The organism is Photorhabdus luminescens subsp. luminescens (assembly GCF_001083805.1).
Classification (GTDB): Bacteria; Pseudomonadota; Gammaproteobacteria; order Enterobacterales; family Enterobacteriaceae; genus Photorhabdus; species Photorhabdus luminescens.
On sequence record NZ_JXSK01000002.1, the window covers coordinates 267,697 to 289,677 of the forward strand.

Here is a 21,981-nt window from a genome sequence, read left to right on the forward strand (position 1 = left end):
AATTAAATTAACTCACTGTGAAACAACAATGTTTTCCTGAGCAGGATTAACATGCTGCATATGCATTTTTTCAACAGCTATCCGCTCAACTCGACTGTGATCACCTAAGGCATTTTCTTCGAGGATCAGATTGCGCCACTCGATATCTAATGCATCTCTTTCCACGACCAGATGTTCTCTTTCAGCCGTCAACAAGCGGGTTTCATGTGCAATGGTTACAACGACTATGGCCGAAACCAGTACAGCGACTAGAAGAATTAACGGTATTTTGGCATTTTTGAGTAAATCGTTGCCGATAATACCGGTTAATCCGTGACGTTCACCTGCCATTATTCACTAACTTTTTCAGCAAAACGCAAAACAGAACTGCGAGCCCGTGGGTTATCAGCCACTTCTTCCTCTGAAGGTTTCATTTTGCCAATCGATTTCAAACTACGCCCACCTTGTGCTTTCAGTTGCTCTTCTGTTAATGGCAATCCTGCTGGTACCTGTGGTCCTCGACTATTCTGACGAATAAATCGTTTAACAATACGATCTTCCAGCGAATGGAAACTGATAACTGACAGTCTCCCTCCTGGGGCAAGCACTTGTAACGCTCCCTCCAGCGCTTGTTCAATTTCTTCCAGCTCACTGTTGATATAAATCCTAATAGCCTGGAAGCTCCTAGTTGCTGGATGCTTATGTTTTTCTTTTACTGGGCTAGCTTGAGCAATCAAATCAGCTAGCGCTTTTGTTCGGGTAATTGGATCTTCCTGATTGCGGGCCACAATTGCTCTGGCAATACGTTTGGCGAAACGCTCTTCACCAAATGTTTTCAATACCCAGGCAATATCATCTGCTGTCGCATGCATCAGCCATTCTGCTGCTGACTGCCCGCGAGTCGGGTCCATCCGCATATCTAGCGGCCCATCACGCATAAAAGAAAAACCGCGTTCTGGATCATCCAACTGAGGCGAAGAAACACCTAAATCCAGTAATACACCATCAATTTTGCCAGTCAGCCCGGCTTTTTCTGTATAGTGAGCTAATTTAGAAAACGGCCCATGCACAATTGAAAAACGGGGATCTGTAATCGCTTTTGCCACTTCAATCGCCTGTGGATCGCGATCAATTGCAATTAAACGACCTGCCGTCCCTAATTGCGACAAAATCAGACGTGAATGCCCGCCACGGCCAAATGTGCCGTCAATATAGATTCCATTTTCACGGATATTCAATCCGTTGACTGCTTCATCCAGCAATACGCTGGTATGTTTAAAATGACTATTTGCCATATTTATAGTGATAATTCCTGTAGCCGTACTGATAAAGGTTCCTGTGTGGATTGCTCAGTCGCAATATCATCCTTAACCTGTTGATACCAAGTCTGCTCATCCCACAGTTCAAATTTGTTGAACTGGCCAACCAGCATAACCTCTTTGACTAGCCTTGCATGCTGGCGCAATGTACTGGCTAGCAAAAGACGCCCTGCACTATCCATCTGACATTCACTGGCATGACCTAAAAGCAAACGTTGCACCCGACGCTCCGCCGGATTCATGCTGGATAAGCGAGAAAGTTTTTCTTCAATAATTTCCCATTCAGATAATGTATAGAGCAACAAGCACGGTTGATGAAGGTCAATGGTACAAACCATTTGCCCTTGCGATTCCTCATTTAGCATAGTCCGATATCGGGTAGGTACGGTGAGCCGCCCCTTGCTATCGAGATTAATCTGCGTTGCTCCACGAAACATCGAAACATCCTCAGGTCGCCCCTGGTGATCACAAATTACCACTTTATCCCACTAATCCCCACAATAAGGAGTTTACGGATGGGACGAAAACCTTGTCAAGCCAGAGCCGATGCGCTTTAGCTATATTTGATGGCAGGATTTTGGCAGTTGGGAGGCATAATTATTAAATTTAGCAATATCAATAATAATTAACACCATGATAATTCTGAATAATTTTACAAGCACAAGGAAAATAAATGTTTACGACAAAATAATGAAAAAATAGTTGTGTGATTAATTTATTTACATAATTTACATTTCATTACTATTTGACCATTGTGCAGCAATGTTTATCGTTTTATTTGATTCATTAAGCATTGAAACTAACTAGCAACAAAAAATTACAAGATAAACATTATTAAAATCAATTTAATATATAAAAGACGATAAAAAAACGGGGCTAAATAGACAAGTCTCAAACTCAAATAAGTGCTGTTCCATGCTCTTCTTCCTACTGAATAATTTATGTATGAACGAAATTGCTATTTGATCTCGCTAAAACACCCACGTAAGGACTGCTTGAAAGTTGCCCTTACACACTTCTTTTTAAGACAAATCTGACAACCAAAACCCCTCATCAGAAAATTAATGAGGGGCTTTTATCATATTTTTCGACTCAGGCTTCCCCGACGACATAAGTCACGATGTATCCGTGTAATACCTGGCCCTGGCTTCTGCTTTTCATCCAAACTTGCTAACACCAATTCCAATACCCGTTCAGCAATTTCACGATGACGCTGCGCTACAGAGAGCACGGGACATTCAAGGAAATCCAATAATTCATGATCGCCAAAAGTCGCAATAACCAATTGATTTGGTAAACGGCCGCTGTGTTTCAGGGTAACATCCATGACCCCTTGCAACAGGGCAAAAGAGGTGGTGAACAACGCTTGCGGCATTGAATGAGTTTCTAACCATTTGGAGAATACTTCAGCCGCCGCATCACGTTCATAGCTGTTTGAATAGAGGTACATCACTTCGCGAGGATCATCTTTCCACGCTTCACGGAACCCCTGCTCTCGCAGAAAACTGACTGATAATTCAGGTAACGCGCCTAGATAAAGCACAGATTCAGCAGGGAATTGACGAAATTCTTGCGCCAACATCTTTGCATCTTCAAAATCATCACCCACTACGCTGATAAAATGTTCATTTTCGAGTGCCCGATCGAGAGCAATAATAGGCAAAGAACGACTTGCCCAACGTTGATAAAAAGGATGCTCCGGCGGTAATGCGGTAGAAACAATAATTGCATCCACCTGACGTTGTAACAGGTGTTCAACACAACGCATTTCATTATCAGGCTGGTCTTCCGAACAGGCTATCAATAACTGATAACCACGTTGACGAGCCTGACGTTCCAAATAATTAGCAATACGGGTATAGCTGGTATTTTCTAAATCTGGAATAACCAAACCAATAGAACGGGTACGTCCTGCACGGAGACCGGCTGCCACAGCATTAGGATGGTAATTATGCTCTCTAACCACTGCCATCACTTTTTCTACCGTTTTATCACTGACACGGTATTGCTTGGCTTTACCATTAATTACATAACTGGCCGTTGTGCGTGAAACACCTGCAAGGCGGGCGATTTCATCCAGTTTCACATTAACTCCTTATAGACCCCACAAAAGCTCTACTTTATCGCAGAGCCTGATAAATGTATGCATATACCCGTCATCTTTCAAGTTGCCTCTTTGTTGGCTGCACTCACTCACCCCGGTCACATAGTTATCTATGCTCCCGGGGATTCGCTCCCTTGCCGTCGCGATGCATCTTGAAATCCATAGGGTATATAGTCCCGCAGTTTGCGATCTTTCATCGCATAATTTTATCCCCGCGAGATACGCCGACAATACCTGAACGAGCAACTTCAACAATTTCCGCAACATCTCGAACCGCATCGAGAAATGCATCCAATTTATCGCTGGTTCCTACCAATTGCACGGTATATAAAGTCGAAGTCACATCAACTATCTGCCCACGGAAGATATCAGTACTGCGTTTGATCTCTTCACGTCCATAGCCGCTGGCCTGTAATTTGACTAGCATAACCTCACGCTCTACATGAGAACCCGATGCCAACTCGCTGACTCGTAACACATCCACCAGCTTGTGCAACTGTTTTTCAATCTGTTCAAGTACTCTTGCATCGCCCTTAGTCTGAATTGTCATCCGCGATAATGTCGGATCATCAGTTGGGGCGACAGTTAAACTTTCAATGTTATAGCCACGTTGGGAAAACAGGCCAACAACACGGGACAAAGCCCCTGATTCGTTTTCAAGTAATACAGATAAAATCCGGCGCATAATCAGGTTCTCTCCGTTTTGCTTAACCACATCTCATCCATTGCTCCTCCACGGATCTGCATAGGATATACATGTTCAGTTTCATCCACTGTGACATCAACAAATACCAGCCGCTGATTTTCAGTCACCTCTTTCAAGGCTTCCGCCAATTTACTTTCCAATTCGTCATAACGCTGGATAGAAATGCCAACATGACCATAAGCCTCAGCCAGTTTGACAAAATCAGGTAGAGATTCCATATAGGACTGAGAGTGACGGCCAGCATAAATCATGTCTTGCCACTGTCTTATCATTCCCAGGAAACGGTTATTCAAATTCAGAACCAGTACCGGCAACCCATATTGCAATGCTGTAGATAGCTCCTGAATATTCATCTGAATACTGCCATCCCCCGTAACACAGACCACCGTCGCTTCCGGTTTCACCAGTTTAACGCCCAAAGCAGCCGGTAAACCAAATCCCATCGTTCCCAAACCACCGGAACTGATCCAACGTCTTGGTTTATCAAATGGGTAATGCAATGCAACAAACATCTGATGCTGTCCAACATCTGAAGTGATATAAGCTTCCCCCTTCGTCAGACGATAGAGAACTTCGATAGCAGCTTGTGGTTTAATTTTTTCGCCGCCGCGATCAAAATTGAGACATTTACGGCTACGCCATTGCTGAATAGATAACCACCAATCTTTTAGCGCATCTGGGTCCTGGGTGTCTTCTACTGTCTCCAGCAACGCCAGCATTTGTCCAAGCACCTGTTTAGCATCACCAACAATAGGTACATCTGCGGAAACCGTTTTCGAAATTGATGTTGGATCAATATCAATATGCAATACCGTTGCTTCTGGACAATATTTTTCCAGATTATTGGTAGTGCGATCATCAAAACGTACACCGACAGCAAAAATGACATCTGAATTATGGATGGCTTTGTTAGCTTCAAATGTACCATGCATACCGAGCATACCCAGGCTTTGCGGATGAGTTGCCGGGAAACTGCCCAATCCCATCAAGGAACTCACCACAGGGATATTGAATTTTTCTGCCAATACCAATAATTCTGTTGAACAATCTGCGTTAATCGCCCCTCCGCCCACATATATGACCGGTTTTTTCGCATTCAATAGTTTTCTCAATGCCCGCTTAATCTGCCCTTTATGTCCTTGAATCGTTGGATTATAAGAGCGCATACTTATCTGATCGGGATAAATATAAGGTAATTTTACTGCCGGATTTACCGTGTCTTTCGGTAAATCAATAACTACTGGCCCCGGACGACCACTGGAAGCTAGGTAAAAGGCTTTTTTCAGTACCTTCGGAATATCTTCCGCTTTTTTCACTAAAAAACTATGTTTCACGATCGGGCGGGATATCCCTACCATGTCACATTCCTGGAATGCATCATTACCAATCAGGGAACTAGCGACTTGACCGGACAACACAACCATCGGAATTGAATCCATATAAGCGGTGGCAATACCTGTAATGGCATTAGTTGCGCCTGGACCGGAGGTAATCAATACCACCCCCACCTTCCCGGTAGAACGAGCATAACCATCAGCCATATGAACGGCCCCCTGCTCATGACGTACCAGGATATGCTCAATACCTCCAACCGTATGCAGGGCATCGTAAATATCGAGAACTGCCCCTCCCGGATAACCGAATATATGCTCAACGCCCTGATCAATTAACGATCGGACGACCATTTCAGCTCCTGATAACATCTCCATAGGTTTTCCTCCAGGCTCTGTTTGCAAGTTAATAAATCAGAAGTTACTTCCACTTTTATTTTAGTAAGACGAATGGCCTCTCAGCGATATATTGATGCTGAGTCAATTAACATAACGCTAGAAACGGGTGTTAGCAATGTGAGTACAAGGAAGAATAACCACTTTCTGACAATTCAAGATGTCTCTTGCAAGCGTTATCTTGCTATCAAGAAGCTAAGGACAAGCAGAATATGAGCGGCTATACCTAAAAAGAATGACAACGTATAGGTATTATCCAGTATATATACGATAAAAAACTAAAAAACAGTTTTCAAAATCATTTAAGTCATCGAAGTATAAATTTGATAAAGGAAATCCAAACAAAATTCCTCAGATAATTTGACCGTCATTTCCTCGCTTTTGATGTCCATTGAAAATAATTCATTCGGATAAAATCCATTTACCCCATTTTAATTAGAGAATGCACTACAAATCATTGTTTATTCTTGGAATACCAGTCCCATACATACAACACTTGCCTAGAGATGAAATTATTACCCAAACAACCAAATTCAATAATATACCCTTCATCTTTCAAGCTGCTGCTTTGTTGGCTGCTTTCACTCACCCCAGTCACATCGTTATCTATGCTCCTGGGGATTCGTTCACTTGCCGCCGCGCTGCAACTCGAAATCTATTAGGTATAAATCAAATGACGATTTAAAATAGGAATAAATCATTTGCACAACTCAGGAGATAGCCCTCAATATTTATAAAAAAACACAATGCAAAAAGGAATGTCTTAAAAAACAATTAATCACTAAGATGACTATTAACTCTTATATTTTTCTTATTCAAGTAGCAGTTTAATTCATATCACCATGAATTTATTTTTTATCCACCATAAGTTATACTGATTAAAATAATCCACTAAAATAGCCAAGCTCTCAATGCAAACAAACTTGGCATATTTAAAACAACCAAGGTATTTATTTACAACATTGAATTATCTTTTAATACCTTTTCTAGCTTAGGAAAAATAGTAAAACCGTCGCGATCTAAAAAGTGCCCACCGTCTGGAACCCCATATAATTCAGCCTGAAGTTGCTGACTTAAACTTAATGTAAACTGCGGGGGTACAATCTCATCATTAAGCGATAATATCGCTATTCGTTGATTTATTTTTTGTATGAGGGGACGAAAATCCAAGTTCTCCTCTGTAAATATACTTAATTCAGGTAAAGTTGATAGCTTTTCATAAAATCCTGAAATCAATACAATCCCCCCAATATTTACATTATCAGGTAAAGATGAGATATAACGGAGTGTGGCAATACAACCCAGACTATGCCCGATAAAAAGCGTTTTTTCATCAGGATTAGGCACACTTTCCTGCAACTTTTCTTGCCATAAATGAGGTGAAGGAGCATGAGATTCAGGCAGTTCCGGCACAATCACATCGGCATTTAACCGTTCATATTGACCTTTAAGCCAAGGAAACCAATGATGATCAGGAGTCGCCATAAGACCATGAACAATAACTACATTATTAAAATTCATCAATTCACCTAATTATATTTTATTTACCATATAAACTTTACCATTATCTTATTAACATATTCATTACAGGAATAGAACAACATTGTCAACCGATATATTCTCTATAATTAGCCAAGAAAACAATGCTAATTTAATAAAATTATATTCATTCGATCTGCAATATTTAATAATTACAGAATAATCTTAGATAATATAATTTATCTGTGATTTTAAGGCGAAAAAAAATTTTATTAGTCCAATATTGAATTCTTTAAAATTGGGTATTCATGGGGCAAACCAAAAGTGGGATATTACTACAATATCCCCCAAACTTCGTCTGAACAACCGGCAACACTAACTCTTTGTATAAGATCCCAAAAATCAATCTTGATACATAGATTCAATTTCTTTATGGTAACGCTGCATAATAATTTTCCTCCTCAATTTCAATGTTGGCGTTAATTCACCCGTTTCCATTGAAAATGGTGTTGGCAATAATATGAAACGCTTTACCTGATCGAAGTGAGCAAAGTTTTTCTGCATCTCTTTCAAGCGTTGCTCAAACATATTGATAATCTGACTATGACGCAGTAATTCAACCCGGTCATGATATTTGAGATTAATTGATCTTGCATACTCTTCCAATATATCATAACAAGGCACGATAAGGGCGGATACAAATTTACGAGCATCAGCAATAACAGCAACATGTTCAATAAAACGATCTTGCCCCAGAATACTTTCAATCATTTGAGGAGCAATATATTTGCCAGTCGATGTTTTCATCAAATCTTTCAAGCGTTCAGTAATGAACAAATTACCATTTTCATCCAGCTTACCGGCATCACCTGTGCGCAACCAACCGTCTTGAGTAAATGCTTTTATGGTCTCTTCCTGATTATTGAAATAGCCTTTCATTACAATCGGGCCACGCACTTGTATCTCATCTTCTTCACCGATACGGACATCAATGCCAGGCAGTGGTGTACCAATAGAACCAAGCACATAACCTTGCTCTTCCCAACAGGAAACCGTGGCACAGGTTTCTGTCATGCCATAGCCATATTTGATATTTACCCCAACAGCGAGAAAGAACAGGATAATCGTTTCGTCCAGACGTGCGCCAGCAGCAGGTAAAAACCGAACTCTGCCCCCCAATACATTGCGCAATTTACTCAACACCAATTTATCAGCCAGTCGATGCATCGCTGTTGACCAGGGACAGCTTTTTTTACCTTGCAACTTACGTGAAAACTGACGTTCACCACATTTAATCGCCCAATTAAAGAGTTTTCTTCGATGCCAAGGAGCCTGAGAAACTTTTTCAAAAATCGCACTGTAAACTTTTTCGTAAAATCTCGGCACTGCGCACATCACCGTCGGGCAAACATCCGCCATTGCTTGACGAACAGAATTAGTGTCAGTCAGATAAACATTTTGTGCCCCTACATGCATGACATAGAAACTCCATGCACGTTCAAAAACATGGGATAACGGCAGAAAACTTAAAGAAACATCCTGATCAGTTAACGCCAGGACACGATCATGTGAATACAACTGATAGGCTAAATTACGGTAATCAAGCATAACCCCTTTAGGCTCGCCGGTTGTACCAGATGTATAAATAAGCGTAAAAAGATCATCCAGATCGTGGTTAGCAATACGGCTTTCCAACTCCGACTGATATTGTAATTTATCACCAGCCATAAAATCAGATAAATGTTGAGCTAATGAACAATCCCGCAAATCTACTGATTCATCTAAGACAATAATGTGACTTAACTGAGGACAATGTTCTGTCAAAGTAATAGCAACATCATACTGCGCCTGCTCACCAACAAACAAAATACGCACACCAGCATCATTAAGTATGAAACCAGCCTGTTCCTGACTACTGGTTGCATACAGAGGGACAGTGATCGCCCGAAGTTGTAATACAGCGATATCTGCCAATGACCACGCCATGCTGTTATGTGCAAAGAGACCAACTTTTTCTTGCACATCAACACTCATCTCCAACAACGCCCGGCTAATAGCGTTGGTCTTTTTGCCAATATCATTCCAGTTTAGTTCGAGTTGCTCAGCCGGAGACCATTGGCGAAAAGCAATTTTCTCTGGGTGTTGTTTGATTTGTTGTTGTAACCGGTTTATCAAGTGATAAGGATGTAAATTTTTAGTTATCACAATTTTTTTCCTGTTCGAAAAACTTTTTTCTTAATCGGAGAAAAAACAGTAATTTTATTCTCTGATAATACCTCTTCGCATCACTTATTCGCTTTTCAGCTTACAGGTGTTAGCTATTTCCTTGCAGTCTACCGATTCCTGAACAACAGGAAAAGCCTATTTATCAAAAGTTGAAAAATTTGTGATAAAATAAAAAAACTCACCACCCTTATCCAGTAGTGAGTTTCAAATTAATTATCTGCCGCTAAGTTGACTCAACAACGATTTCATCCATTGATGCCCTTTATCTTTCGCTGTAGATTCGTGCCAAATCAAGTAACACGGACGACTTACTTTATCCCACGGTAATGAAACCGCTCTTATTGCTAATTGTTCGCTATAGTGCTCAACCAACCATTTTGGCGCAATCGCAACCAAATAGGTTTGAGAGACAATATGCAACACACTATTCAAGTCGGTGCCCTGATAAACAACCGAACGCAAACGTTCACCACCATCATAATAGGGAACGCTAAATGAGCATATATTATCCAATGATACAACTGCATGATGTTCCTCATACAATTGCTGCTCACTAATACTATTTTCAATTCTTGGATGATGATTAGAAACAGCCAAGACCAACTCATCATTGAATAACGGGTAATGATGAAAATCCATACGTTCTAGCTGCGTATAGCTAATGACAAACTCAGTTTCCTGATATCTGAGCTGATGCTCAATATTATCATGCAAATATGATCTAATCGTCACACCCAGATTGGGTGTATTTTGTTTTACCTGTTCAACTATTTTTGCAGCGAGTCTAATATCTAGCGGGCTACAAATTGAAAGACTAAAAACCCTATCACTATTATCAGGTTCAAACCCAACCCCAGGTAACTCATTATATACCAGTTGTAATGCCTGACGGACTGGACCAAATAATTGATGAGCTCTTGCCGTCGGTTGTATTCCACGCCCATAACGCACAAATAATTCATCATTGAACATTAGCTTCAAACGAGAAACCGCATTACTGACAGCAGGTTGTGACATTCCTAATATCTGTGCCGCACGTGTCACATTCTGCATTTGCATAACTGCATCAAAAACAGTCAGCAGATTGAGATCCACATTACGTAAATGAATTTCATTTGGATCTTTTTTGGTTGCAGTTACTGAGGTGTATTCAGCCATTGTTTAACTCCACTAAACTCATGCAGATGATCCCGGCTAATAACAAAACATCGGAAATACCTTCATTTATTACTCAGATATTACGATGACTATAACTATTAACGAGATCAATTGTCTCAATCATTTCGATAACAAATAATTAAGACTCGTCCTTGTACAAATCTGAATACGCATAGCTAACCCGCGCATCCCCTTATTAGTGTTAAAAATATATAATTTCAATTAGTAGACAATGTAGAGCTCATTATTCATTCACAAAAAAGTACAATTATGTTAACAATTTATTCACCCTGCTATTCTGTATATGATGATAAATCAAAGAATGACACAATTCACAATAAAATCACTGACTTATTATTATTAAACAATTTTATCAGAGTTATTATATTATAGAATTATTTTTTCAAAGATATATAACATAACTTCCTATTTGCATCTATTTTTTCAATAGCAAATGATGTTTCTCAGAAAAATACAAATCCACTTCCAGCCTACCACATAAAAAATACTTAATTTTAATTAATCAGTATAATGCGCTATTTTTATATAAATCTTAGCTTTTCATTAAAGTCAAACCCGAACAAAAAAGAATAAAATAAAATCTTTTTAAATATAAACAGATCAACACTTCAATTTACTGCTATGAGAAAAGTGAAACCAAGAATCATATGCCTAAATGAATTCTTGACATCACTTTTAAGATAACGTATCAATAAAAGCATACGAATCACGAACACTCATTAATACTACTGAAAGGTTGGATCGATATGATTCACTCAATTTGTCTATTAAACCTACTACTTATCGTATCTGATACGCGCGGTATGCTGGTGGACAGAAAACAGAGTTGATTCAAAACAGAGTTGGTCCAAACCAGACATAAACAAGAACCCGCGCCATGCGCGGGTTTTTTTTACCTGCTGGGCGCAAAAAATAACCATGAGAGGAACATCCATATGAACCAGCAAGTTATTATCTTCGACACCACGTTACGTGATGGAGAACAAGCATTACAAGCCAGCTTATGTGTGAACGAAAAGCTCCAAATTGCCTTGGCCCTGGAAAGAATGGGTGTTGATATCATGGAAGTCGGTTTTCCAGTTTCCTCTCCTGGTGATTTTGAATCTGTACAGACGATCGCTAAGCATATCAAAAACAGTCGTGTTTGTGCCTTAGCGCGTTGTGTAGAAAAAGACATCGATGTAGCGGCGGAAGCACTAAAAGTTGCAGAAGCGTTTCGAATTCACGTTTTCTTGGCCACTTCCAATTTACATATTGAATCCAAGCTGAAAAAAACATTCGAAAATGTCATGGAAATGGCAGCTCAATCAATCAAACGAGCACGTCGTTACACTGATGATGTCGAATTCTCCTGTGAAGATGCGGGTCGTACACCTATTGATAATCTGTGTCGGATCGTTGAAAACGCTATCAAAGCAGGCGCAACGACGATCAATATCCCAGATACCGTCGGTTACACCACACCATATCAATTTGGCGGCATCATCACTAACTTGATCGAACGCGTTCCTAATATTGATAAAGCAATAATATCCGTCCATTGCCACGATGATTTGGGGATGTCTGTCGCCAACTCGATCACAGCAGTGCAATCCGGCGCCCGTCAGATAGAAGGGACAATAAACGGTCTGGGTGAACGTGCCGGTAACTGTTCACTGGAAGAAGTCATTATGGCGATTAAAGTCCGTCAGCAAATGTTAGGCGTTTATACTAATATCAACCATCAGGAAATTTACCGCACCAGTCAGTTGGTCAGCCAATTATGCAATATGCCGATCCCTGCGAATAAAGCCATTGTTGGTAGCAATGCATTTTCCCACTCATCCGGGATTCATCAGGACGGGGTACTGAAAAATCGTGAAACTTACGAAATTATGACGCCAGAGTCCATCGGACTGAAAGAAATTCAATTGAACCTGACTTCCCGTTCCGGCCGCGCCGCAGTGAAACACCGTATGGAAGAGATGGGATATCAAGATAAAGATTACGATCTGGATAGCTTATATGAAGCCTTTTTACGTCTGGCGGATAAAAAAGGCCAAGTATTTGACTATGACTTGGAAGCTTTAGCTTTCATGAATTTGCAACAACAAGAACCCGAATTTTTCCACCTGGATAACTTTAATATCCAATCCGGCTCCAACGTGATGGCAACAGCCGCTGTACGCGTAGTATGTGGTAAAGAGATGAAATCAGAAGCCGCCACCGGCAATGGCCCGGTAGATGCTGTCTATCAGGCAATCAGTCGAATAACTGAATACCCAATTGAACTGGTTTCTTATCAATTATCAGGTAAAGGCCAAGGAAGAAATGCACTAGGTCAGGTAAATATCGTGGTCGAATGCTTTGGACGCCGCTTCCACGGTATGGGGTTGGATACCGATATTATTGAATCTTCTGCCAAAGCAATGATTCATGCTCTGAACTGCGTTTGGCGTACAGAGCAAGTTAAGAAAGAGAAACAACGCATACAGCAAAATACAAAGGAAATGGTGTAAACATGTCGAACAATTATCATATTGCAGTTTTACCCGGTGATGGTATTGGCCCCGAAGTTATGACACAGGCCTATAAAATATTGGACGCAATCCGTAAGCGTTTCAATATCCGTATCACCACCAGCGAATATGATGTGGGTGGGATTGCTATCGATCGCCACGGCTGTTCACTACCGGCAAAAACCGTAGCGGGTTGTGAACAGGCTGATGCCATATTGTTCGGCTCAGTGGGAGGGCCTAAATGGGAACATTTACCCCCAGCAGAACAACCGGAGCGTGGCGCACTGTTGCCATTACGCAAACATTTCAAACTATTCAGCAATTTACGTCCTGCCCGCCTATATGCCGGATTAGAGACATTTTGTCCTTTACGCAGTGATATTGCCGCCAGAGGCTTTGATATTTTATGTGTCCGCGAATTAACCGGCGGTATCTATTTTGGTCAACCCAAAGGACGTGAAGGCCAAGGTAAATATGAACGGGCATTTGATACTGAGGTTTATCACCGTTTTGAAATCGAGCGCATTGCCCGTATCGCCTTCGAATCCGCTCGCAAACGTAGTAACAAAGTTACATCTATTGATAAAGCAAATGTGTTGCAGAGTTCCGTATTGTGGCGAGAAGTTGTGACTGAGATCGCAAAAGAGTATCCAGACGTAGAAATCAATCACATGTATATTGATAACGCCACCATTCAGTTAATTAAAGATCCGTCTCAGTTTGATGTGATGCTGTGCTCCAATATTTTCGGCGATATCTTATCTGATGAGTGCGCCATGATTACCGGGTCAATGGGCATGCTACCTTCTGCTAGCCTGAATGAAAAAGGTTTTGGCCTGTACGAGCCCGCAGGTGGTTCTGCGCCAGATATCGCCGGAAAAGGTATTGCTAACCCGATAGCCCAGATCCTGTCTGCCGCTCTACTGTTGCGTTACAGCTTAGGTCACAATGACGCCGCAAATGCGATTGAACAGGCGGTTAACTACGCGCTGGAACAGGGCTATCGCACAACAGATTTAGCAGGAAACGGTAAAGCAATTAGCACTGATGAAATGGGCAGCGCTATCGCCCGTTATATAGCCGAGGGTATTTAACATGGCTAAGACTTTATATCAAAAATTATATGACGCTCATATTGTCCGGGAAGTGCCGAATGAAACCCCGTTACTCTATATTGATCGTCATCTGGTTCATGAAGTAACTTCCCCGCAAGCCTTTGATGGTTTGCGCACTAAAGGCCGCCCAGTGCACCAGCCAGGTAAAACGTTCGCAACAATGGATCATAACGTATCTACGCAAACGAAAGATATTAATGCCTGTGGTGACATGGCACGTATTCAAATGCAGGAGTTAATGAAAAACTGCGCCGAATTCGGCATTACATTATATGACCTCAACCACCCTTATCAGGGGATTGTCCATGTCATCGGACCTGAACAGGGTATAACCCTGCCAGGCATGACGATTGTTTGTGGCGATTCTCATACCGCAACGCATGGAGCATTCGGCTCATTGGCTTTCGGTATTGGCACTTCTGAAGTTGAACATGTACTCGCCACCCAAACCCTAAAACAAGCCCGCGCCAAGACGATGAAAATCGAAGTGATGGGTGATGTCGGTGATGCCATTACCGCCAAAGATATCGTTCTGGCGATCATCGGCAAAACAGGCAGTGCCGGCGGTACAGGGTATGTGGTGGAATTCTGTGGTAAGGCGATTGAAGCACTTAGCATGGAAGGCCGTATGACTTTATGTAACATGGCAATTGAAATGGGTGCTAAAGCCGGTTTGGTTGCACCGGATGAAACGACTTTTACTTACATGAAAGGCCGCCAGTTCTCGCCAAAAGAGGAACTGTGGGAACAAGCTGTTGCTTACTGGAAGACATTAAAATCCGATCCTGATGCTCAATACGACACCGTGGTTACGATTAATGCAGAAGAGATCTCTCCGCAGGTCACATGGGGAACAAACCCTGGACAAGTGATCGCCATTGATCAAACAATTCCAGCGCCAGAATCTTTTAGTGATCCTGTCGAACGCGCATCTGCGGAAAAAGCCTTGGCTTATATGGATTTGAAACCCGGTATTAAGTTAACAGATGTAAAGATCGATAAAGTCTTTATCGGCTCTTGCACCAATTCCCGGATTGAAGATTTACGGGCTGCCGCAGCCATCGCACAAGGCCATAAAGTCGCCCCTGGCGTTCAGGCAATCGTTGTTCCCGGATCAGGCCCTGTTCAAGCACAAGCAGAAGCAGAAGGTTTGGACAAAATTTTCATAGAAGCCGGCTTTGAATGGCGTTTACCCGGATGTTCCATGTGTCTGGCAATGAATAATGACCGCCTGCAACCCGGAGAACGCTGCGCTTCGACCAGTAACCGCAACTTTGAAGGACGCCAAGGACGTGGTGGACGCACCCATTTGGTGAGTCCAGCGATGGCGGCAGCAGCAGCGATTAATGGTCATTTTATCGATATACGCCATCCAGCACAGAAGTCATAAAGGAGAGAATGATGGAAAAGCTTATTCAACATACCGGCTTGGTTGCTCCTTTAGATGCTGCAAACGTCGATACTGATGCCATTATTCCCAAGCAATTCTTGCAGAAAGTCACTCGTACAGGATTTGGTCAGCATCTGTTTCATGATTGGCGTTTTCTTGATGATGAAGGACAAAAACCTAATCCTGAATTCGTATTAAATCAGCCTTGTTATCAGGGCGCTAGTATCCTTCTGGCTCGTGAAAACTTTGGTTGCGGTTCCTCCCGTGAACATGCGCCTTGGGCATTAACAGATTATGGTTTTAAAGTGGTTATCGCCCCAAGTTTTGCGGATATTTTCTACGGTAACGCTTTCAACAACCAGTTACTGCCAGTAAAACTGAACGATAAAGATGTCAATGAGCTATTTGAGTTGGTTCAGCAAAACAAAGCTTGTCGTTTTACTGTCGATCTAGAACAACAGAAAGTCCACGCTGGCAATAAAAGCTATGATTTCGAAATCGATAGTTTCCGGCGTCACTGTATGATGAATGGTCTGGACAGCATCGGCCTGACATTACAACATCTGGACGCCATAACAGCCTACGAGCAGGAACAACCGGTTTTCCTGCGTTAATTTTTCCTTTATTAACTTATCCCGTAGTTTTCTACTACGGGATTTTTCTATCACAGTGTCAAAGGCAAGACAATGCCGCCACGTCTATACTCAACACTCATGCAGACAGTCCCTTTTTCAGCCATATATAGTAATTTAACTAACATTTACTCAATCAATATCACATTTAAAAGAAATTAACAGATGAAACAGCGACAGCGGCTGGACAAAGCGCCACCAATGCCAGATGATTACTCGTTTTAAATTAATATGTAAAAAGAAACAGAGCGTACATAATGTACAATAAGAAAAAAAGCCAGTAAGCTTTCTTACTGGCTGGCAAATCACCATTACTCAAGAAAATTGGGGGAGAAGCCAGATTTCGTCTGGCCTATTGAGCTACTTTCAATACAGATAATTATCGCTGCAATATAAGAAAATAAAAATTGATGAATAATACTCTGGAGTTCCTCTTTTATGCCCAGTTCACGTTTACAACAACAATTCATTCGATTATGGCAACACCATCAAGGAAAAGAGGCTGAAACAACGTTACAAGAACTGGCAAATGTACTGCATTGTTCAAAACGCCATATCCGTTCACTGCTCAACAACATGCAGAAAGCTGGCTGGTTACAGTGGCAAGCAGAATCCGGCCGGGGGAAACGCTCTCAACTGAATTTCTTACGTGATGGATGGGAATTTCAGCAACAACGGGCTGAAGAGTTGCTTGAGCAACATAACGTCGAGAAGCTGGTCCAACTGGTTGGTGATAAAGATACAGTCCGCCATATGGTACTATCCCAGATTGAACGCCGCTTCCGTCAGGGAAAAAACCTACTGCGGATACTCTATTATCGTCCCTTCCCTAATCTTCTACCCGGTTCACCGTTACGCCGTTCTGAAATTCATCTGGTCAGGCAGATATTTAATAGCCTAACCCGCATAAATGAGGAAAATGGGGAACCAGAAGCTGACTTAGCTCATCATTGGCAACAATTATCCTCAAATCATTGGCGCTTTTATCTACGGCCGGCCATCCATTTTCACCACGGCAGAGAATTACAGATGGCAGACGTCATCGCTTCGCTACAAAGATTACGCCACCTGCCCCTTTTTTCTCATATTGAAAAAGTCACCACGCCCACACCCTATGTGATTGATATTTTTCTTTCAGAACCCGATCTCTGGCTCCCTTTATTAATCGGCAGCCCACATGCCATGATCTTGCCTCAAGAGTGGACAAAGTTACCGAACTTCTCTCGTATGCCTGTGGGAACCGGCCCTTACCAGGTAATAAAAAACAGTGCTCAGAAACTACAAATTCGTGCCTTTGATAACTACTTTGGCTTTCGGGCGCTGATTGATCAGGTGAATATATGGTTTCTACCAGAATTAGCCGAGAAACTGGTTTGTACAACACTGCATCTGGAAAGTGACAGCACAGGTAATAACTCACTAGATAGCAGAATAGAAGAGGGCTGTTATTTCCTACTACATGACCACCGTTCAACTAAATGTAGAAGAGAAGACGTTCGCCAATGGCTATGTAGCCTGCTAACACCGATAAATCTGCTAGCGCATTGTGACCCCTTTTATCAACGCCACTGGTCACCCGCCTATGGTTTATTACTACGCTGGCACCACAGTAAGCTCATATCTGAATTGAACAAACCAGAGGATATTACTCATCTGACCGTCACGCTTTACCATCAACATCACGAATACCACACAATCAGCCAGATCCTTCAAACCATACTGACTAAATGCGGCGTCGCATTGAAAATTAACATTGTGGATTACGACACATGGTTCAATGGCAACGCCGAAAGCGACCTCTGGCTTTCTACCGCCAACTTTTATAATCCTCTGGAATTTTCGCTGTTCGCGACACTGTACGAAATGCCATTATTGAAAAAGTGCCTTGGTGATAACTTGAATAAAGAAGTATCTCAATGGCGACGACAAGAACTATCCCTTGAAGAATGGTGCGAAAAAATAATTGATGAGCATTGGCTGCATCCGCTGTTTCACCACTGGCTTGAGTTGCAGGGACAAAGAAGCATGCGCGGAGTCAAAATGAACACCTTTGGTTGGTTTGATTTCAAATCCGCCTGGTTTAACCCACATGAAGGATAATTCACAGAAAAGGCCAGAGTTATGAACATACACAGGTACACAAACTCGCTTTTATTCACTTTTTCTGTGGATATCTATGTGAAAAAAGCAGGGGTAATTCAGGTATAGCTTTATATTATGAATTATCAATCTATAAACAAAAAATGAAATAGTATTTATTTTTCATTGAAATAGCGGCTATTTACCTCGGTATTTCTAGCGTTAATCACGGCTATAATAGACAACGTTAGTTGATAAGAACAAAAAATAACCAAATATCATGTTATCCACAGGTTATGCTTTTTAGTTAAGCAAAAAACAGCGGTTTTTGTAGAAAAAAGTGTGAGTCAAACCTGTAAATCAAACCAGTGATCTCATTTTTGTCTACTTATCCCATAAAACTGTGGATAACATGGTGTAAGATCCTGTTCATTATTACCGGCAATAGGTGAACAAGAACGACAGCCAATTTTACAATATTTGAAACAGCAATAAAAAATGTTTGTATATCATGTTATTATCACTTTTTAGCTATTGTATAAACCTCAGATTTATTATTCACAGAAACCAAGGCTGTTTTTTGACCTAAAAAACGGATATCCCAAATGAGCACTCTTTTTTCCCCTCCACCGCCACCAGACAACGAGCAACAATTGCTTGAATGCGCCCAACTTCTGGCTGGTCTATCAATGGGAGAACTCGCAGCAAAAGCAAATTTGCCTATCCCACCCAATCTGAAACGAGATAAAGGCTGGGTAGGCATGTTGCTGGAATATTACCTCGGTGCGAGTGCCGGCAGTAAGCCAGAACAAGATTTTGAACATATCGGCATTGAACTCAAAACTATCCCCGTAGACAGAAGAGGTTATCCACTGGAGACAACATTTGTCTGCGTTGCACCATTAACAGGGAACAGTGGTATTACCTGGGAAAGATGCCATGTTAGACGCAAATTATCGCGGGTGCTTTGGATACCCGTTGAAGGTGAACGGGAAATTCCTTTAGCCAAACGCCGAGTGGGTTCCCCTTTATTGTGGAGTCCCAATCAAGAAGAAGAAGAGTTACTGCGTCGCGACTGGGAAGAATTGATGGATTTCATCGTGCTTGGCAAAGTAGAGAGCGTCACCGCCCGTCATGGCGAAGTATTACAGTTACGCCCAAAAGCGGCTAACAGCAAAGCATTAACCGAAGCAATTGGAGTACACGGCCAGCCTATTATGACTCTGCCTCGCGGGTTCTATCTGAGGAAAAATTTTACGGCGCCTCTACTAGCCCGTCATTTCTTAATTTAACGTTGAGCTCTGACTGATTTTTACATTCCCATGCTTACCTTGCATCTAATCACGCGTATAATTAGATTTTTACCTTAAGGTTTTAATAAGCAATGTTAGAATGGATTGTTGAGCCCCACGCCTGGATGGCACTTGCCACCCTGACAATTCTAGAAATCGTTTTAGGGATTGATAACATTATCTTTTTGTCACTTGTTGTGGCAAAACTCCCTAGCCATCAGCAAAATAGAGCACGCAGGATCGGACTAATGGGAGCAATGCTAATGCGCTTAGCGCTGTTAGCATCCATTGCCTGGGTTATTCGGCTAACCTACCCAATATTAACAGTTTTTGAACATGACATTTCCGCTCGTGACTTAATCCTATTCTTTGGCGGTCTGTTCCTGATATGGAAAGCCAGCAAAGAAATCCACGAAGCGATCGAAGGTGACAATGAAGGAGAGCTAAAACGTCCTGTTCACTCCTTCATGGGAGCTATCATCCAGATTATGTTGCTGGACATTATTTTCAGCCTGGATTCAGTCATTACCGCAGTTGGTCTATCCGATCATCTATTCATTATGATGGCAGCCGTTATCATAGCCGTCGGTGTCATGATGCTCGCTGCTCGTCCTATCGGAGAATTCGTTGACCGTCACCCTTCCGTCAAAATGTTAGCGCTGTCATTCTTAATCCTTGTAGGCTTTACCCTTATTCTGGAAAGCGTACAAGTGCATATCCCTAAAGGTTACATCTATTTTGCTATGTTCTTCTCAATGGCAGTAGAAACGCTGAATCTGATGCGTGGGAAAAAGAAATGAAAAGTAGCGCTACAATAACGCTAAAAAATACCATGCTTTGATTTAAAAAGTATGCCATAGATGCCCAGTTCAACACTGCGGCATCTCAATTCCATGCAGCAAAAAACTGCCGGTTATTCCGGCAATTTTTGTTAACTTGGCTAATCTAGCCAAATATAAGCACCTTACTATGACGATCCAAACAAAATATGCATGAAGTTAAAAGTAACCTAAACCAATTAGCTGACAAAGCTGGCAAACCTTATGTCCAACTTGTACCAATCAACCAACAAGATAGAGTTCCCGGAGGATTCGAAGATCTTATTACCATAGGCGAGGATTTTTTTGATGCAGATCGGGAAATTCAGTTTATGTTTGCAGGGGATAGCTCTACAACTCAATACGAGCTTATTTCACTATCCCCTAAGACTATATTAAGGCTACGTGCTATTTAAAGTTTCTTAGACGCCTGTAAATAAAGCATCTCCAGCGCAATAGTCGCACCTGCCAGAGCCGTAATTTCAGACTGATCATAAGCTGGGGCCACTTCAACCACATCCATACCGACAATATTGAGCGGTTGCAAACCACGAAGTAATTTCAGTGCCCGATCGGTTGTCAGACCACCAATAACAGGCGTCCCCGTACCCGGTGCAAAAGCAGGATCAAGACAATCGATATCGAAGGTCAGGTAAACCGGCATATCACCAACCGTCTCTTTTATCTGAGCAAGCAAATCATCCACACTACGGTCATTAACCTGATCAGCATCCAGCACCGTAAAACCATTGTCCCGCCCATGTTCAGTACGAATACCAATTTGTACTGAATGATGTGGGTCGATCAACCCCTCATTTGGCGCATGATAGAACATGGTACCGTGATCAAATTGGCTACCGTTTGGATAGGTATCAGCATGAGCATCAAAATGAACCAGAGCCATTTTGCCGAAATGTTTGGCATGAGCGCGCAGCAAAGGCAAAGTGATAAAGTGGTCGCCACCAAAAGAGAGCATACGCTTACCGGAAGCCAGCACCTTTTCAGCATGAGCTTGCAACTTATCACTCATATCCTGAGCATCGCCAAAGTTGAAGACCAAATCACCACAATCCACAACGTTAAGGCAATTGCGTAATTTAAAATCCCACGGCCAACGGCGGCTTTCCCATGCCAGGTGAGTAGAAACCTGACGAATAGCCGCAGGCCCGTGGCGACTACCTGCACGGCCTGATGTCGCCATATCGAATGGCACCCCAGTAATTACCCACTCTGCATCGCTAGAATATGGCTGGAAATTCAACGGAAAGCGCAGGAAACCGAAGGCATTAGAAACCAGAGAGTCATCTTGTTGGTTGCCCAAGGTACTTATTGTCATGAGATATATCCTCAAAAGTTTCCCGACAAAACAACGCTATTTAATTCCAGAATACCCATGCCATGACGAAATGGGGTATTTCTAAGATAACCCCATTTCTCT

At 42.0% G+C, this 21,981-nt stretch carries 18 protein-coding genes; 8 read left to right on the forward strand and 10 right to left on the reverse strand.

Features of this window, described 5'->3' with window-relative positions; genetic code table 11:
* Positions 1 to 12: 12 nt before the first annotated feature.
* The 9 genes from ftsL to leuO all read right to left on the reverse strand — a co-directional run bounded on the left by ftsL (position 13) and on the right by leuO (position 10,698).
* Positions 13 to 333 (reverse strand): cell division protein FtsL, encoded by a 321-nt coding sequence (gene ftsL, locus TI10_RS06070; RefSeq protein ID WP_074524835.1) that lies wholly within the window; start codon positions 331 to 333, stop codon positions 13 to 15.
* A complete protein-coding gene (gene rsmH, locus TI10_RS06075; RefSeq protein ID WP_049582397.1) occupies positions 330 to 1,274 on the reverse strand; it encodes a 16S rRNA (cytosine(1402)-N(4))-methyltransferase RsmH in 945 nt (314 codons plus the stop codon). The genes ftsL and rsmH overlap by 4 nt, the downstream gene beginning before the upstream one ends.
* 2 nt (positions 1,275 to 1,276) lie before the next feature.
* Entirely contained in the window at positions 1,277 to 1,735 is a 459-nt protein-coding gene (mraZ, locus tag TI10_RS06080; RefSeq protein WP_049582399.1) for a division/cell wall cluster transcriptional repressor MraZ, read from the reverse strand.
* A 641-nt stretch (positions 1,736 to 2,376) separates the two neighbouring features.
* Positions 2,377 to 3,384, reverse strand: coding sequence for a catabolite repressor/activator (gene cra, locus TI10_RS06085; protein ID WP_049582400.1), 1,008 nt, complete (start codon positions 3,382 to 3,384; stop codon positions 2,377 to 2,379).
* A gap of 211 nt (positions 3,385 to 3,595) precedes the next feature.
* The gene (gene ilvN / locus TI10_RS06090) at positions 3,596 to 4,087 is read right to left on the reverse strand and encodes an acetolactate synthase small subunit (RefSeq protein ID WP_049582402.1); all 492 of its coding nucleotides are present in this window, start codon (positions 4,085 to 4,087) and stop codon (positions 3,596 to 3,598) included.
* 2 nt (positions 4,088 to 4,089) lie between these two features.
* A complete protein-coding gene (ilvI, locus tag TI10_RS06095) occupies positions 4,090 to 5,817 on the reverse strand; it encodes an acetolactate synthase 3 large subunit (protein ID WP_049582404.1) in 1,728 nt (575 codons plus the stop codon).
* Between the two features lie 972 nt (positions 5,818 to 6,789).
* Positions 6,790 to 7,356, reverse strand: a complete 567-nt coding sequence (locus TI10_RS06100) for an RBBP9/YdeN family alpha/beta hydrolase (protein ID WP_049582406.1) — start codon at positions 7,354 to 7,356, stop codon at positions 6,790 to 6,792.
* Positions 7,357 to 7,716: 360 nt separating this feature from the next.
* The gene (locus TI10_RS06105; RefSeq protein WP_175445326.1) at positions 7,717 to 9,516 is read right to left on the reverse strand and encodes an AMP-dependent synthetase/ligase; all 1,800 of its coding nucleotides are present in this window, start codon (positions 9,514 to 9,516) and stop codon (positions 7,717 to 7,719) included.
* 237 nt (positions 9,517 to 9,753) lie between these two features.
* The gene (leuO, locus tag TI10_RS06110) at positions 9,754 to 10,698 is read right to left on the reverse strand and encodes a transcriptional regulator LeuO (RefSeq protein ID WP_049582410.1); all 945 of its coding nucleotides are present in this window, start codon (positions 10,696 to 10,698) and stop codon (positions 9,754 to 9,756) included.
* 956 nt (positions 10,699 to 11,654) lie between these two features.
* Here leuO and leuA point away from each other — a divergent pair.
* The 8 genes from leuA (at position 11,655) to TI10_RS26585 (ending at position 20,959) form a co-directional block, all read left to right on the forward strand.
* Positions 11,655 to 13,217, forward strand: a complete 1,563-nt coding sequence (gene leuA, locus TI10_RS06115) for a 2-isopropylmalate synthase (RefSeq protein WP_049582411.1) — start codon at positions 11,655 to 11,657, stop codon at positions 13,215 to 13,217.
* 2 nt (positions 13,218 to 13,219) lie between these two features.
* Complete coding sequence (gene leuB, locus TI10_RS06120) at positions 13,220 to 14,311, forward strand: 3-isopropylmalate dehydrogenase (RefSeq protein ID WP_049582413.1); 1,092 nt, start codon at positions 13,220 to 13,222, stop codon at positions 14,309 to 14,311.
* Position 14,312: 1 nt separating this feature from the next.
* Entirely contained in the window at positions 14,313 to 15,722 is a 1,410-nt protein-coding gene (leuC, locus tag TI10_RS06125; protein ID WP_049582415.1) for a 3-isopropylmalate dehydratase large subunit, read from the forward strand.
* Positions 15,723 to 15,730: 8 nt separating this feature from the next.
* Complete coding sequence (gene leuD, locus TI10_RS06130; RefSeq protein WP_074524833.1) at positions 15,731 to 16,336, forward strand: 3-isopropylmalate dehydratase small subunit; 606 nt, start codon at positions 15,731 to 15,733, stop codon at positions 16,334 to 16,336.
* Between the two features lie 456 nt (positions 16,337 to 16,792).
* The gene (sgrR, locus tag TI10_RS06135) at positions 16,793 to 18,454 is read left to right on the forward strand and encodes an HTH-type transcriptional regulator SgrR (RefSeq protein ID WP_049582417.1); all 1,662 of its coding nucleotides are present in this window, start codon (positions 16,793 to 16,795) and stop codon (positions 18,452 to 18,454) included.
* A gap of 584 nt (positions 18,455 to 19,038) precedes the next feature.
* Positions 19,039 to 19,725, forward strand: a complete 687-nt coding sequence (gene mutH, locus TI10_RS06140) for a DNA mismatch repair endonuclease MutH (protein ID WP_049582420.1) — start codon at positions 19,039 to 19,041, stop codon at positions 19,723 to 19,725.
* Positions 19,726 to 19,817: 92 nt separating this feature from the next.
* Complete coding sequence (locus tag TI10_RS06145; RefSeq protein ID WP_049582422.1) at positions 19,818 to 20,525, forward strand: TerC family protein; 708 nt, start codon at positions 19,818 to 19,820, stop codon at positions 20,523 to 20,525.
* 188 nt (positions 20,526 to 20,713) lie between these two features.
* Positions 20,714 to 20,959 carry a hypothetical protein gene (locus TI10_RS26585; protein WP_074524832.1) on the forward strand — a complete coding sequence of 82 codons (246 nt, stop codon included), beginning with the start codon at positions 20,714 to 20,716 and terminating at the stop codon, positions 20,957 to 20,959.
* Here TI10_RS26585 and speB read toward each other — a convergent pair.
* Positions 20,956 to 21,879, reverse strand: coding sequence for an agmatinase (speB, locus tag TI10_RS06155; protein WP_049582424.1), 924 nt, complete (start codon positions 21,877 to 21,879; stop codon positions 20,956 to 20,958). The genes TI10_RS26585 and speB overlap by 4 nt on opposite strands.
* Positions 21,880 to 21,981: the final 102 nt, after the last annotated feature.